This is a genomic window from Polynucleobacter alcilacus (genome assembly GCF_018881545.1).
Classification (GTDB): Bacteria; Pseudomonadota; Gammaproteobacteria; order Burkholderiales; family Burkholderiaceae; genus Polynucleobacter; species Polynucleobacter alcilacus.
The window spans coordinates 699,638-714,519 of the sequence record NZ_JACVQD010000001.1 but is presented as its reverse complement, the minus strand read 5'-3'; the positions used below and the strand labels follow the sequence as shown (position 1 = coordinate 714,519).

At 44.8% G+C, this 14,882-nt stretch carries 12 protein-coding genes and 1 pseudogene; 12 read left to right on the top strand and 1 reads right to left on the bottom strand.

Annotation, left to right across the window (positions count from 1 at the left end; genetic code table 11):
* Positions 1-34: 34 nt before the first annotated feature.
* From rpsA to cysM, 12 genes and pseudogenes are all read left to right on the top strand, one after another.
* A complete protein-coding gene (rpsA, locus tag ICN45_RS03655; protein ID WP_216173279.1) occupies positions 35-1,708 on the top strand; it encodes a 30S ribosomal protein S1 in 1,674 nt (557 codons plus the stop codon).
* Positions 1,709-1,759: 51 nt separating this feature from the next.
* Positions 1,760-2,098: pseudogene (locus ICN45_RS03650) on the top strand (integration host factor subunit beta); the annotation flags it as partial.
* Positions 2,099-2,164: 66 nt separating this feature from the next.
* Positions 2,165-3,376: a lipopolysaccharide assembly protein LapB gene (gene lapB, locus ICN45_RS03645; RefSeq protein ID WP_216173274.1), complete on the top strand. Its 1,212-nt coding sequence runs from the start codon at positions 2,165-2,167 to the stop codon at positions 3,374-3,376.
* Between the two features lie 67 nt (positions 3,377-3,443).
* The gene (locus ICN45_RS03640) at positions 3,444-4,808 is read left to right on the top strand and encodes a UDP-glucose dehydrogenase family protein (RefSeq protein WP_216173271.1); all 1,365 of its coding nucleotides are present in this window, start codon (positions 3,444-3,446) and stop codon (positions 4,806-4,808) included.
* 20 nt (positions 4,809-4,828) lie between these two features.
* Entirely contained in the window at positions 4,829-5,758 is a 930-nt protein-coding gene (gene rfaE1, locus ICN45_RS03635; protein WP_216173269.1) for a D-glycero-beta-D-manno-heptose-7-phosphate kinase, read from the top strand.
* Positions 5,755-6,774, top strand: a complete 1,020-nt coding sequence (rfaD, locus tag ICN45_RS03630) for an ADP-glyceromanno-heptose 6-epimerase (RefSeq protein ID WP_216173267.1) — start codon at positions 5,755-5,757, stop codon at positions 6,772-6,774. The genes rfaE1 and rfaD overlap by 4 nt, the downstream gene beginning before the upstream one ends.
* Positions 6,775-6,892: 118 nt before the next feature.
* On the top strand, positions 6,893-10,060 hold the full coding sequence (locus tag ICN45_RS03625; protein WP_216173265.1) for a CHAT domain-containing protein: 3,168 nt from the start codon (positions 6,893-6,895) through the stop codon (positions 10,058-10,060).
* Positions 10,061-10,110: 50 nt separating this feature from the next.
* On the top strand, positions 10,111-10,548 hold the full coding sequence (locus ICN45_RS03620; RefSeq protein WP_216173264.1) for a hypothetical protein: 438 nt from the start codon (positions 10,111-10,113) through the stop codon (positions 10,546-10,548).
* Positions 10,548-11,333, top strand: coding sequence for a hypothetical protein (locus tag ICN45_RS03615; protein ID WP_216173261.1), 786 nt, complete (start codon positions 10,548-10,550; stop codon positions 11,331-11,333). The genes ICN45_RS03620 and ICN45_RS03615 overlap by 1 nt, the downstream gene beginning before the upstream one ends.
* A gap of 7 nt (positions 11,334-11,340) precedes the next feature.
* A complete protein-coding gene (locus tag ICN45_RS03610) occupies positions 11,341-12,069 on the top strand; it encodes a lipase/acyltransferase domain-containing protein (RefSeq protein WP_216173259.1) in 729 nt (242 codons plus the stop codon).
* A gap of 131 nt (positions 12,070-12,200) precedes the next feature.
* Positions 12,201-12,629, top strand: coding sequence for a ComEA family DNA-binding protein (locus ICN45_RS03605; protein ID WP_216173256.1), 429 nt, complete (start codon positions 12,201-12,203; stop codon positions 12,627-12,629).
* A 41-nt stretch (positions 12,630-12,670) separates the two neighbouring features.
* A complete protein-coding gene (gene cysM, locus ICN45_RS03600; RefSeq protein WP_216173253.1) occupies positions 12,671-13,582 on the top strand; it encodes a cysteine synthase CysM in 912 nt (303 codons plus the stop codon).
* Positions 13,583-13,588: 6 nt separating this feature from the next.
* On the opposite strand, the gene ICN45_RS03595 is transcribed toward cysM, so the two are convergent.
* Positions 13,589-14,863: a lytic murein transglycosylase gene (locus tag ICN45_RS03595; protein WP_216173250.1), complete on the bottom strand. Its 1,275-nt coding sequence runs from the start codon at positions 14,861-14,863 to the stop codon at positions 13,589-13,591.
* Between the last annotated feature and the right edge of the window lie 19 nt (positions 14,864-14,882).

The window sequence follows — 14,882 nt, the reverse complement described above, 5'->3', positions numbered from 1 at the left end:
CGTCGGGCCTTCTGGCGGCACAAAGTGAATACACATGTCTGAATCATTTGCAGAATTATTTGAAGAATCATTAACCCGCTCGAATATGAAGACCGGCCAAGTTATTTCGGCTGAAGTTCTTCGCATCGACCATAACTTCGTCGTTGTTAACGCCGGCTTAAAGTCTGAAGCGTTTATTCCTGTTGAAGAATTCCATAACGACGCTGGCGAGATTGAAGTAGCGCCTGGCGATTTCGTTTCTGTTGCTATTGATGCTCTTGAGAACGGCTATGGTGACACCATCCTCTCCCGTGATAAAGCGAAACGCTTGGCATCATGGATGAACCTGGAAAAAGCACTCGAGCAAGCTGAGATCGTTACCGGTACTGTTACTGGTAAGGTTAAAGGTGGCTTGACTGTGATGGTGAACGGGATCCGCGCATTCTTGCCTGGATCACTCGTTGATACCCGTCCTATTAAAGACACTAGTCCTTACGAAGGTAAGACTATGGAGTTCAAGGTTATCAAGCTTGACCGTAAGCGTAACAACGTCGTGTTGTCACGTCGTGCGGTAGTTGAAGCTAGCCAAGGTGAAGAGCGTGCGAAGTTGATGTCTAACCTCAAAGAAGGTGCAGTTGTTACTGGCCTGGTTAAGAACATCACTGATTACGGCGCGTTCGTTGACCTCGGTGGTATCGATGGTCTCTTGCACATTACCGATTTGGCGTGGCGTCGTGTACGTCACCCAAGCGAGATGTTGACTGTTGGCCAAGAAGTTACCGCGAAGATTTTGAAGTTTGATCAAGAGAAGAACCGTGTTTCACTTGGCGTGAAACAGCTTGGTGATGATCCATGGGTTGGTATCGCACGTCGTTACCCACCAAACACCCGTTTATTCGGTAAGGTAACCAACTTGACTGACTACGGCGCTTTCGTTGAAATTGAGTCGGGTATCGAAGGTTTGGTTCACGTTTCCGAAATGGATTGGACTAACAAGAACGTTGCTCCAAGTAAAGCGACTGCATTGGGAACTGAAGTTGAAGTCATGGTTCTGGATATTGATGAAGACAAGCGCCGTATTAGCTTGGGCATCAAGCAGTGCAAAGCAAATCCATGGGAAGAATTTTCACGTTCACAACAAAAAGGCGACACACTTTCTGGCGCAATCAAGTCGATTACCGACTTTGGTGTGTTCATTGGTTTGCCTGGTGGCATCGACGGCTTAGTTCATCTCTCTGATATCTCTTGGAATGAACCAGGTGAAGAAGCTGTTAAGAAATACAAAAAAGGTGATGAGGTTGAAGCTACCGTTTTGGCAATTGACGTTGAGAAAGAGCGTATCTCTCTTGGTATCAAGCAATTGTCTGGTGACCCATTCAATAATTACACATCCGTAAGCGACAAGGGTAGCCTTGTAACCGGTACTGTGAAGAGTGTTGATGCTAAAGGTGCAACGATTCACTTGGCTGATGAAGTTGAAGCTTACTTGCGCGCTTCTGAAATCTCAACTGATCGGGTTGAAGATGCACGTAATGTATTAAAAGAAGGCGATAGCGTTACTGCAATGATCATTAATATCGATCGTAAGTCACGTGCCATCAATCTTTCAATTAAAGCAAAGGATAGTTCTGATCAACAAGATGCAATGAGCAAGCTCCAAGGTGATGCGCAGTCTGGCACTACCAATTTAGGCGCTTTGTTAAAAGCAAAAATGGACAATCAAGGCTAAATCAATATCGCCGCTTTCCATCTGGAGAGCGGCGGTTTTTATTGATAGATCATGACAGATCAAGAGCAACAAGCAATCACCCGCTCCGAACTAGTGGAGAGCCTCGCGGAACAGTTTCCGCAGCTTTTACCAAGGGACGTGGAGTTGGCGGTAAAAACTTTGCTGGACACCATGACTCAGGCATTAGCCGAGGGTAAGCGTATCGAGTTGCGTGGCGTAGGAAGTTTTGTACTTCATCATCGTCCTGCGCGTACCGGACGTAATCCAAAGTCAGGTGATAAGGTTTTGATTCCAGAAAAACGGGTGCCACACTTTAAACCCGGTAAAGAATTGCGTGAGCGCGTAGATTACAAGCCATTGAAGCAGGTGGGACCCAAAGAGGGTTCTGGTGCCTAGTATTCAGGCTCATCCTCAGTGGTCCATTCGGGCCATTTTTTTATTTAGACTCTGTAAGCGATGATTCAGATATCGACATCTTGGCTTTTGCTGATCCCCGTTATGTTTGGCATTGGGTGGTTGGCATCCCGTTGGGATTTGCGCCTTGAAAACCGGATGGATGAACGTGAGCGCATGCAGCAACAGCGGTCAACATTCAAAGGTTTAAGCCTCTTATTAAACGAGCAGCCAGATCAAGCCATTGAGACACTAGTCAAAATTGCGCAACTAGATCCAGAAACGATCGAACTTCATTTTTCATTAGGTAACTTATTCCGTCGGCGCGGTGAAACCGAGCGGGCTATTCGGGTGCATCAGCATTTAGCGAATCGTGATGATTTAAAGCCACGCGATCGTGATCACGCCGCTTATGAACTGGGCCGCGACTTTTTGCGTGCGGGATTATTGGATCGTGCCGAAGCTTCTTTGAATCGCGTAGGTGAAGGTAAGTATGCAGTTCCTGCCAAAGAAAGTCTGTTGGAGATGTATCAAGTCGAGCGTGACTGGAAAAAAGCCATTATTGCCGCCCGTGAGCTCGAGAGCTTACAAGGCAAGCCCCACCATACTGAGATTGCCCAATTTCATTGTGAGCTTGCTCAAGAGGCTTTGCGTCGCAAGGATTTAATTGAAGCAGAGCAATCGATTCAACGCGCCTTACAAGCAGTTCCCAATCACGCCCGCGCTTTAATTTTGCAGGGTGACTATTTGATGGCAATGGATCGCCCAGCTCAAGCAATTGAAGCCTGGTCTTTGATTGCCGTATCTCATCCAGCGTATATGCATCTTTTGGCCGATCGCTGGATGCTAGCTCATGCCGCAGTGAATAAATCAGATGAGGGATTAGATCGCCTGTACGCTTTATTGACAACCCAGGCATCTGGCGAATTACTCGACATCGTTCATAAACAGGTCATGAAAATTCGGGGCCCACAGGCCGCTAATATCATGTTGGCTGATGTGATGCAACACTCCCCTAGCTTAAGTGCTTTATCTAAATTGGCAGAAACACGACTGGCTTTGGAAGAGGGTAGCGCTAACCCAGAAAGACTTTCGGAGTTGCAATCTATTTTGCTGCTCTTGCGCCAACGAACTACCAGTTTAGCTCGATATACTTGTGGCAATTGTGGCTTCCGTGCTCGTCGGTTTTATTGGCAGTGTCCTGGATGTAATAATTGGGAGGCATACTCTCCCAGAAGAAGTGAGGGAGTGGCACCTAGCGGTCCCTCAATGTAAATTAATTAAATCGTCATCAAGCTATCGTGTAATGATGGTTTAGACAGAAATATAGTTTGGAGATAAATTGAAAGTCACTATTATTGGTAGCGGTTATGTAGGTTTAGTTACTGGGGCATGTCTTGCAGAGCAGGGTAATCATGTTTTTTGTTTAGACCTGGATCCTAAAAAAATTGAGATCCTCAATTCTGGTGGCGTTCCTATTTACGAACCAGGCTTAAAAGAAATGATCGAGCGCAATCGTGCCGCTGGTCGTTTGCAATTCTCTACTGATATTGCTGCTTCTGTAGCGCATGGCGATATTCAATTTATTGCGGTTGGTACTCCACCAGATGAAGATGGTTCAGCTGATTTGCAATATGTCGTTGCTGCTGCTCGCAATATTGGCCGCCATGCATCTACCCCTAAAGTCATTGTCGATAAATCTACGGTACCGGTAGGAACTGCAGATAGGGTATCTGCCGCCATTACTGAAGAGCTCCAAAAAAGAAATCTACCAACTGACTTATGTTCCGTGGTCTCTAATCCTGAGTTCTTAAAGGAGGGTGCAGCAGTTGAAGACTTTATGCGTCCAGATCGCATTGTGATTGGCACTGAAAGTACGCCAGCGGGTCTGCGTGCTAAAGAGCAAATGCGCAAACTCTATGCCCCATTTAATCGTCATCATGAGCGTACTTATTACATGGATGTCAAAAGTGCGGAGCTCACAAAATATGCGGCTAATGCAATGCTCGCGACCCGTATCTCCTTTATGAACGAACTAGCAAATCTTGCTGATTTGGTAGGTGCAGATATTGAAGCTGTTCGTCAAGGTATTGGTTCAGATTCTCGTATTGGTTTTGGCTTTTTATATCCAGGTACTGGCTATGGTGGCTCTTGCTTTCCGAAGGATGTTTCGGCTTTATCTAAAACTGCAATGGAGCACGGCAGAGATCTCAAGATCTTGAATGCTGTGGAAGCGGTAAATGAGCTACAAAAGTACATTCTGGTAGAAAAGATTGAAAAGCGCTTTGGTGCAGACTTATCGAATAAGAAATTTGCGCTGTGGGGTTTGGCATTTAAACCCAATACCGACGATATGCGGGAAGCCCCGAGCCGAGTCATTATTCAGGAACTAGTTAAGCGCGGTGCTAGTATCGTTGCCCATGATCCTGTAGCGATGACCGAAGCAAAGCATTGCCTTGAGCAGGACTTTTTAGCCAATCCAGAAGGCTTGAAAAAGGTATCCATGGTCGATGACCCTATGGCGGCCCTCAATGGATGTGATGCCTTGGTGATAGTGACCGAGTGGAAAGCGTTCCGTAGCCCAGACTTTGATCAAGTAATGCAAAAATTGACCCATCCAATCATTTTTGATGGCCGTAACCTCTATGAGCCAGGATCTATGAAAGAATTGGGAATTGAGTACTACGGTATTGGGCGACATAATTAAATCAATATAAAAATAGTCCTATGGAAAAAGCGAGCCGAGACCAGTTTTCTAAAACACGCCTACTAGTGGTTGGCGATGTCATGCTTGATCGCTATTGGTTTGGTGATACCCATCGGATTTCTCCAGAGGCACCAGTGCCGGTGGTTCAGGTGGGAAAGATTGATGAGCGTCTGGGCGGAGCAGCTAACGTTGCACGTAACGTTGCTGCATTAGGGGCTAATACAACTATTTTGGGTATTGTTGGCGACGATGAACCTGGGAAGCGGGTTATTGATCTCCTTAAATCTAGCGGCGTAGATAGTCAATTAGAAATTGATAGTGATGCGCCAACGATTGTGAAATTACGCGTCATTGCACGCCAACAGCAATTAATCCGTTTAGATTTCGAAGAGGCTCCCAGTGAAAAAGCCTTAGCCCATAAGTTAGAGCGTTTTGAGAAATTAGTTGGCAATGCTGACGTAGTCGTTCTGTCTGATTACGGCAAAGGCGCCTTAGGGCAAGTAGCTCATATGATTGAGCAAGCAAGAGCGCAGAATAAAGTGATCCTCGTTGACCCTAAAGGTGAAGATTATGAAAAGTATCGTGGTGCCACTGTCTTAACCCCCAACCGTAGCGAATTACGCCAAGTAGTCGGAAGTTGGACTAGTGAAGAAGACCTTACTAAGAGGGCCCAAGACCTTCGAAAATTATTAAATCTAGAAGCCCTCCTACTGACCCGCTCAGAAGAGGGGATGAGTCTTTATACCGAAGCGGGTGTAAGCCATGTTAAGGCCCAAGCTCGTGAAGTGTTTGATGTATCAGGTGCTGGTGATACGGTTATTGCGACATTGGCTGTAGCTTTGGCTGCGAAGTGGCCATTAGAAAAAGCCATGGCACTGGCCAACCGCGCAGGCGGCATTGTGGTTGGTAAACTGGGTACTGCAACTGTTACTTCAGAGGAGCTACAGTGACTATTATCGTAACTGGTGCTGCGGGTTTTATTGGTGCAAACATTGTGCAGGCACTCAATGCCCGTGGTGAGAAAAATATTATCGCTGTAGATGATTTACGTCCTGCAGATAAGTATCGCAATCTTGCCGACCTAGACATCATTGACTACCTCGATAAAGAAGAATTTCTGGAAGCCTTTAGAAGTGGCAAATTCGGTAAAGTAAAAGCAGTGTTCCATGAAGGTGCATGCTCAGACACAATGGAGACCGATGGTATTTTCATGATGGCGAACAACTATCGCTACACCATGGATTTGCTTGATATCTGTACAGCACAAAAAGTACAACTTCTCTATGCATCTTCTGCTGCTACCTATGGTGGTTCAGATGTATTTGTAGAGAGTCGTGAGCATGAGAAGCCGCTCAACATTTACGGCTACTCTAAGTTTCTATTTGATCAAGTGATGCGTCAGCGCTTTGCTGAAAAAGCCAATACTGCACAAGTTGTTGGTTTCCGTTACTTTAATGTGTATGGTCCACGCGAATCGCATAAAGGGCGTATGGCATCGGTTGCCTTTCACCAATATCACCAGTACAAGGCTAACGGCCATGTCAAATTATTTGGTGAATATGGTGGCTATGCTGCTGGCGAACAATGCCGTGACTTTGTCTCGATAGAGGATGTTGTCAAAGTAAATCTCTTTTTCTTAGACCATCCAGAAATCAGCGGCATCTTTAATTTAGGTAGTGGCCGTGCTCAGCCATTTAATGATGTGGCACATGCAGTTGCTAATGCAATGCGCAAACTTGATAAAGCGCAACCAGCCACCCTACAAGAATTGGTTAAAGAAAAAGCCATTGAGTACATTCCATTTCCAGAAGCGCTCAAAGGGAAGTATCAGTGCTTCACTCAAGCAGATCTCACCAAACTGCGTGCTGCAGGCTACACAGAACCCTTCCTGAATATTGAGCAGGGCGTAGGTCGTTATATTGAGTGGTTAGAGGCTAATTCTGGTTTCTTGGCCAATCCCTTTTAGGCTATCAATCAGCATCCTTTTCATGGGAGCTAATTTTTAAGACTTGGTAGCGTCTTTACCAATGATTGCCATAATCTTTATAGGCTACTATATTGCTTATAAAAACTAGGGGATTTCTATGCGCAAGCTTTCGTTAATTCCATTATTTATGCTGTGTTGCAGCATAACCTTGTTTACAAATTCATCATTCGCAGTGTCAGGTAAAGATGAGGTGGATTTTGAAAATGTTAAGGCGCCACCAAGAGATGTAAAGGATATTCTTAGGTTGGTTGAGCAAACGAAACCTGATCAAGCAGTTGTCGATCGAGCAAAAAAAATAGTATCTACCTCTGTGCCGCCATCACAGGATAATGAAGTCTTAAATCATTTTTATACCAGACGTTCGATAGCGTATGAGGATCTTGGAAATACTAGCGAGGCTCTTAAAAATCTAGAGATAGCAGTCAGTCAATACCCATCCACGAATCCACGACTGTATATTAATGACTTAATCAATCTAAGTGTATTAGAAAATTCTGTTGGGCAAGTATCAAAGGCGATCACTCTCATTCAGAAGGCTCAAGCTTATCAATTGTCAGCATTGCCTAATTTGGATGGAATTCAAATGACCATGGGCAGATTGCTAACTGGATATTATGTTAACTCAGGTAACTTTGAATCTGCCAAAAAATCCTTAGACATAATGGAGGACAAGTTAAGCTCCTTAAAAAGGTCTCGAGGTTATATGGAGTACGGCCCCATTTGGGAGGCTTCATATGAAAGTGCGCGAGGTATTTATTTTTCAGGTCAGGGGCTGTGGTTAGAGAGTGAGCGCTCCCTTAGAAAAACACTTTATTTGCTGGAAGCTCAATATCAAAAAGTTAAAAATAGCTCAGCTAAAATAGATGTTGCCGGGGATGAAGCTAGAACGGCTACGGATGCCACTAATAACCCTCGAGTTTATGTCACTCAGATTTCAAATAGAGAATTAAATTTAGCCAATGTTTTATTGCAGCAGCGAAAATTAACTGATGCAGAGTTTTATGCCCGGAAGTCTATTACGCTCTCGTTATCTAGTTTTGGCTCTAACTCTATTGAGGTTGCTCGTGGTCTCCGAAGCCTCGCTATTATTGTTAATGAGCAGGGACGGTATCCAGAAGCTGTTCTTCTCTCTAAGGCGGCACTAGCTACAGTAAAGGCGGCTGGTGCAACTGGAGCTAACAATACTTTAGCTTTAGTCCAAAAGTCGCTAGGTTCTGCCCTTGTAGCCGACGGAAAGTATGTTGAGGCAAATCAAGTTTTTGAGGAGATGGCTACCGCAATTAAAACTGATCCTGAGATGGCTAAAAGTTACCGGTTTGGAGATCTAGATTGGGTATTAGCTATGCTTAAGACTGGGAAAGCTAATCAGGCATTTGCAATGTCCAGCGAAATGCTTAATAGGCTTAATTTATCTGCTGATAAAAATTCTCCACGCATTGCAATGGTGCGGGCATTTGAGGCTGCCAGCTTACAGGCTGAGGGTAAATGGTCGGAGGCAGAGGTTGCATATAAAGCTTCTATACCTATTTTGATCGATCAAGCTCGAAATGATTCGGAGAATGACACCACTAGTATCAAACAACAGCAACGTATGACTTTTTTACTGGAAAGTTACCTTGCTTCCTTGGCACATTCGGCTAAGACCGATCCATCTCAAGCGGAATTAGCCGCAGCACAAGCCTTTCAGATTGCTGATATTGCAAGGGGGAGCGGTGTTCAAAGAGCGCTTACTGCGAGTGCAGCCCGTGCAAGTATTAAAGATCCCCAATTGGCAAGCCTTGCAAGGCAGGAGCAAGATTTGCAGCAACGAATTAATACGCTATCAGAGCTTTTAACAGGTTTATTATCTGCCCCGCCAGCGCAACAACTCCCTGCGGCTCAAGCTAAGATACGTACTGATATTGCTGCCTTTAAATCTCAACGTGAGGATCTTAAAAAAGAGATTGAGCGTAAGTATCCTGACTATGCGGAATTAGTCGAACCTAAACCTGCTTCTGTAGAGCGCACCCAAAAAGCGCTGAAGCCGGATGAGGTTCTCATCTCCTGGTATTTTGGAGATAATGTGGGTTATGTCTGGGCTATTACCAAAGATAAGCCTGTGCAATTTGCTCAATTATCTATTGGCCGTACTCAGGTTGCTAAAGAAGTGACGCAGTTACGAAAAGCTTTAGATCCAGGTGTGGCAACTATTGATGAGATTCCACCCTTTGATGTAGCGCTAGCAAATCAACTATATCAACAGGTACTTGCACCTGTGCAAAGTGCATTTGTAGGTAAAAAAGTGATGCTCACTGTTCCTCACGCTGAGCTTGGTCAGCTGCCTTTATCGCTGCTAGTAACTAAACCAACTGCTCAACCTGCAAAAGGTGGTGGCACCCCATTTAGTGGCTATAAAACAGTTCCATGGTTAACTAGAGATATTGCCGTTGCTCAATTACCATCCGTAATTTCATTAACGGCCTTGCGCTCTTTGCCAGCAGGTAATGCCAATCGTAAAAACTTTATTGGCTTTGGTGACCCATACTTTAGTAGTGAGCAAGAAAAATCTGCACAAAAGCAAGTAAAGACGACTCAACTTGCCACTAGAGGCATTCCATTATCTTTGCGGAACGCACCTAAGACTTCTGGGGTGAGTTCTGCGGAGCTAGCCTTACTTCCGCGCTTGCCTGATACCAGTCTTGAGCTAGAGGAAATTGGTAAAGCGATCGGTGCCGGTGATAGCGATATCTTCTTGCATAAACAAGCTTCGGTGAAGCAGGTAATGACTACTGATTTATCAAATCGCAAGGTAGTGATGTTTGCTACCCATGGTCTAGTGCCTGGAGAGCTCAATGGTTTGACTCAACCAGCGCTAGCACTATCTTCACCTGACGTGACTGGAGATAAGGATGATGGCCTTCTCACAATGGATAAAGTACTGACCTTAAAGTTAGATGCTGACTGGGTAGTTCTCTCTGCTTGTAATACGGCAGCCGGGGAGGGTGCTGGGTCTGAAGCAGTCTCTGGCTTGGGTAGGGCCTTCTTCTTTGCTGGTGCTAAGGCGCTCTTGGTATCCAACTGGCCAGTGGACTCAGTAGCCTCTAGAACGATGATGACGGATCTATTCAAGAATCAACAAAAGGCCCAAGGTACTAGTAAGGCAGAGCTTTTGAGACAGGCCATGCTAAATCAAATTGATCAAGGCGGTATGAAAGAGGGTGCCAATATGAAATACGCTTATGCACACCCCCTGTTCTGGGCTCCCTTTGTGGTTGTTGGAGATTGATTTAAGATCTATCTATGAAGCATTCTGAATTTTAATTATTTGAGGTTTTTATGAAATTAACCCATGTATTGTTTGCTGCATCATTAGTCGCTTCTACCCAACTGAGTTTAGCTGCCTCCCTGATCAGTGCAAAAGAAGCGGCCTTACCGCCAGCGGCCGGTACGCTCGCTACTCGTGGTATTTCCCGTGGGCCAGCGATTAAGTTGACTTCGCCTGAGGCTGATACGCCGGTGATGACCCCATTTGATTTTAAGGTGACTTTTGAGCCACGGGGCGATGCCAAGATTGATCCCGGTTCAGTCAAGGTGGTTTATATGAAATCACCTTTTGTAGATTTAACCCCGCGCCTCAAGAGTGCTATATCAGCTAACGGAATAGATTTTGCTAAAGCAGATGTTCCGCCTGGAACACATACCATTCGTGTGACCGTGAAAGATACTGAAGGTCGTGAAACAAACTCGGTATTAAATTTAGTAGTTAATAAATAATGAATTGTCCCTATTGTCTCTCGGAGGTGTCTGTAGATGCTTACGTCTGCAATATTTGTAGTCGTGATATTTATTTATTCAAGCCGATGATGCTTAAGGTAGCTGATTTAGAGGATAAATTGGCTGCCATTCCAAGTGCTGAAGTATATGAGCTCAGAATTGCAGAGCTTGAGAATTTGCTTGAAGAGCAAAACCATCAACTTGAAAAAAGATCTTTTTTTACCTGGATCTTTGACATCACTCTATATTTAATAGTACCTTTACTCTTATTGCTCTTGGCACATTGGTTGATAACCGTGGTATACGACACCAAGATGATTTACTTACGAATTATTTCTATAGTGTTGCCACTTCCTTTTGCATATTTCTTATTTAAGAGTCATGCTCATAGACTGTTACCTTGGTTTATGGGAGTTGTCTTTTTGGCTATCACTTCTGTAATTGGAATGAGTTGGATTACGAGTTTGGTTGATAAATCACCTGTATGGCCACAAAATTTATTTGAGTGGAAAGAGGTTTTAGAGTATTCGGTAAGTATTGCATTTAGTTTTTTAACGGGAATGCTACTTGGTAGAGTTGCTTATGCAAGCAAACAGAGACGTCGTCAAGCGGGCGTCATGAATGCCCTTATTCAATTAGCATCAACTCAATCTGCAGGTGGGGTGTCTATTCAAGGTGTGCATGGGCTTATGAAGAGCCTTCAAGAGTATGGTGGCACAGTTGTAGCATTAGGCACCACTGCGGTATCAATTTATACAGGCTTAAAGGGAATCGTTGGAGGCTAGATTTTTATTGGCATTGTGTTTATGTCAAGTCACCTTAGGCGTTCAAGGGCAGGTATTTGATGTTCCGCATCTACAAGATGCTCCTACACGGACACTTTTTGTTGGTGTACAAAATCCTAAAGCTCTGGTTTTATTATTCCCCGGCGGTGGTGGATTGCTCCACCTGAAGGATGATGGCTCAACCCGCAATCAACATACCTTTATTCGATCCCTTGATCAATGGGCCCAATATCAGATTGATGCCACGCTAGTTGACACCCCATATGACTTAGGTGATCTAAGAAGAGGTGATCGTAGAAATGAAGAGGATCATCTCAAGAGAGTAGGTGAAGTAGTTGATTTTTATAAAACAAAAACTGGCTTACCTATCTGGATTTTTGGCCATAGCATGGGCACATCTACGGCGACCTACTTTGTAAACCAGTTAAATGAAGATTCAAAAAAACTGTCAGGTATCGTTATTGCTGGCACTGTGAGAACCGCATCAATCAATGATGAAGTCAGTTTGCCCGTAGAGGCAATTCATCATCTGCAGGACCAATGCGGGGGTACCCCTCTTTCAGCCTCTAAAGATATTGTTGCTGGAAGACCTAAAAACTATATTTCTCAACTTGAGATAGTGGAGGGAGGCATCACTGAGGGAAATGTTTGTGATTCATTTGGGTACCATGGCTTTAATCAAACTGAGCCAGAGCTTGTTAAACGTGCTGCCCAATTCATTTTGACTCAGAAATAGAGTGCCTTATCAGAATTTACTGATTAATTTGTATCCCAAGCAAGTAAGTCAACACTATCCAATTCCATTCGTTGTAAATGATCCACGCGCACTTTGTGTTCGTGGATTTTTTATTAACTATTGGAGAATCTATGACTCGCTATTTGAATGTTGGTACCGCAAAAGAATTAATCAGAGCTGCGACTATTTCTGCTGTTTTAGCATTTGCCTCTATTGGCGGTGCGGTAGCTTCCCCCATTAATGTCAATACAGCTACTCAATCAGAATTAGAGAGTATTAAGGGTATTGGGCCTGCCAAGGCTAAAACAATCATTAATGAGCGTTTAGATGGGGGTCATTTTCAAGATGCCAATGATTTACAAAAACGGGTGCGCGGTATTGGCATGAGATCGGTAGAAAAAATGGTGGATAACGGCTTAACCATTGAAGCTCCGAGCTCTTTTCGGGAGCCGAATGGCCGGACAAAGCAGGAGGGTCGGACCTCTGGCAGACGTAATTCACGTACTCAGGCTAGTCCTCGTAATCAGTCGGAGCGTACGGGAGCAGATCGCAGAAATTAAACCCTTCCGCGTGTAGGTCTGCTTGTGGCTAAAATGGACTCATGAGCAAACCTTCTTACTTAACTATTGCACAAACCGTCGGTAATACGCCCTTGGTGCAGTTGCAACGTATCCCTGGTCTAGAAAATCAGACTCGCAATAATGTGATTTTAGGTAAGCTAGAAGGCAATAATCCAGCCGGGTCGGTGAAAGACCGACCTGCGCTGTCGATGATCATGCGCGCACAAGAGCGTGGTGAAATTAAACCTGGCGATACTCTCATTGAAGCAACGAGTGGTAATACCGGCATTGCATTGGCTATGACGGCAGCTATGCTGGGTTACAAAATGATTTTGGTAATGCCAGAAAATCAAAGTATTGAGCGACGTCAAAGTATGGCCGCCTATGGTGCCGAACTCATCTTGACAGCGGCATCTGGCGGTATGGAGTTTGCCAGAGATTATGCTTTGCAGCTCCAAAAAGAGGGGCGTGGCAGATTGCTAGATCAATTTGCGAATCCCGATAATCCACGGGCACATATTGAAACTACCGGCCCTGAGATTTGGCGTGATACCGATGGCCAGATTACCCATTTTGTTTCTTCAATGGGGACCACCGGAACTATTACGGGTGTTTCAACCTACTTAAAGTCGATGAATCCCGCCATTCAGATTATTGGCGTGCAGCCCGAAGAAGGCTCTCAAATTCCAGGAATCCGTAAATGGGCCCCAGAATATTTGCCGAAGATTTATCAAGGCGATAGGGTAGATCATATTGAATATGTAACGCAAGCAGATGCAGAAGACATGGCGCGTCGCTTGGCTGCAGAAGAAGGTATTTTTTGTGGTATCTCAGCGGGTGGCGCCCTAGTAGTGGCCTTGCGTATTGCACGTCAGGTTGAAAACGCTACTATCGTATTTATCGTCTGTGATCGTGGCGATCGCTATCTATCCACTGGTGTATTTCCGGCCTAAAGTAATTTAAGCGGGTTTACTCTTTTTCTTCGAGTGTGCTTTTTTACTGTTTACTTTTTCGCTAGTGCTCTTAGGACTGACTGATTTGGCGGGACTCTCTATTTTTTCTACTGGTACTACACTTTGATTTTTATAGCCTAGGGCTTCAGCAAACTCAGCAACGCTTTGTGCATAAAAGTAGCTACGGTTGTATTGAACAATGCTTAGAAAGTTATTTAAGCCTACAAAATATTGCACTTGATCTGAGCCGTCTTTATCGGGATAGGGTAGGTCCACAATCAATGCTTTGCTTTGGGGTTCTACCCCGCCAGCCTGGATATCACCTTGCTGCTGAGTCAAGATGCCTTTTTCAATCAGATCCTGCACGGTGTACTTGAGTTGAGGTTCGCCATCTGCCAATTCTTTTGCAGCTGGAATGGCATTTCCCTGAACGGGAAAGGAGACTGGCATCCCAGCTTGCCAGCCATGTTTTTTCATGAAGTTGCCAACGCTAGCAATCGCATCTTTGGGGCTCTGCCTCAAATCGATTCTTCCGTCTCCGTCGCCATCTACCGCATAGTTCCGTATGCTGCTGGGCATAAATTGGGGCAAGCCAATAGCACCCGCATAGGAACTGTTCTGGTTTAAGCAGCTATTAAAACGGGTGCCATTTACGCCTTGGGAACTATTTATAGCAGGCAGTTTGCCACCAGCCTCGGTCCAGCACATCAAGATTAGCTCCTTCAGTTGCTCTTTAAAAAGCTGCTCCCGAGCTGGCTTATTCGGTGTTTCTGGGTAACTAAAGGCTAAGGTGAATAAGACATCTTTCACTCGAAAATTACCAGTTTGGCGCCCATAGATGGTTTCGATACCAATAATGGCCACAATAATTTCCGCCGGAACCCCGGATTCTTGCTCAACTTGGCTTAAAAAGGCCTGATTTTCATCCCAAAATGCCTTGCCAGCCTTAAGGCGAACTGGCTCAATGAAGCGCTTGCGGTAAACCAGCCAATTTTTCTTAAAGGCACCCGATGGGGGTAATACCAATTTGCGTATTGAAGGAATCGTTTTAGCATCTACAAAGCCTGATTCTAGGACCGGCAGGGGGATTTCTTGGGATTGGGAGATTTGGGCTAACAGTGAATTCAGATTTTCAGTAAAACGGAGCTCAGTGGCTACATCGTCGGCTTGGTTTACGATGGACTGTTGTGAACTATTAGCTTGTATATTGGATTGTGGCGGGGTGCTAGAGCAAGCGCTAAGCACCAAGGCTAGTGGCAAGTAAAAGATACGAAAGTTCATGCGCAGAGCATAGGTTTTT

Excerpts from the sequence above, each read along its gene's own strand:
- ICN45_RS03605 (WP_216173256.1), top strand. The coding sequence starts at position 12,201 with ATGACTCGCTATTTGAATGTTGGTACCGCAAAAGAATTAATCAGAGCT.
- ICN45_RS03595 (WP_216173250.1), bottom strand. The coding sequence starts at position 14,863 with ATGAACTTTCGTATCTTTTACTTGCCACTAGCCTTGGTGCTTAGCGCT.
- cysM (WP_216173253.1), top strand. The coding sequence starts at position 12,671 with ATGAGCAAACCTTCTTACTTAACTATTGCACAAACCGTCGGTAATACG.
- rfaE1 (WP_216173269.1), top strand. The coding sequence starts at position 4,829 with ATGGAAAAAGCGAGCCGAGACCAGTTTTCTAAAACACGCCTACTAGTG.
- ICN45_RS03620 (WP_216173264.1), top strand. The coding sequence starts at position 10,111 with ATGAAATTAACCCATGTATTGTTTGCTGCATCATTAGTCGCTTCTACC.
- rpsA (WP_216173279.1), top strand. The coding sequence starts at position 35 with ATGTCTGAATCATTTGCAGAATTATTTGAAGAATCATTAACCCGCTCG.
- lapB (WP_216173274.1), top strand. The coding sequence starts at position 2,165 with ATGATTCAGATATCGACATCTTGGCTTTTGCTGATCCCCGTTATGTTT.
- ICN45_RS03625 (WP_216173265.1), top strand. The coding sequence starts at position 6,893 with ATGCGCAAGCTTTCGTTAATTCCATTATTTATGCTGTGTTGCAGCATA.
- ICN45_RS03615 (WP_216173261.1), top strand. The coding sequence starts at position 10,548 with ATGAATTGTCCCTATTGTCTCTCGGAGGTGTCTGTAGATGCTTACGTC.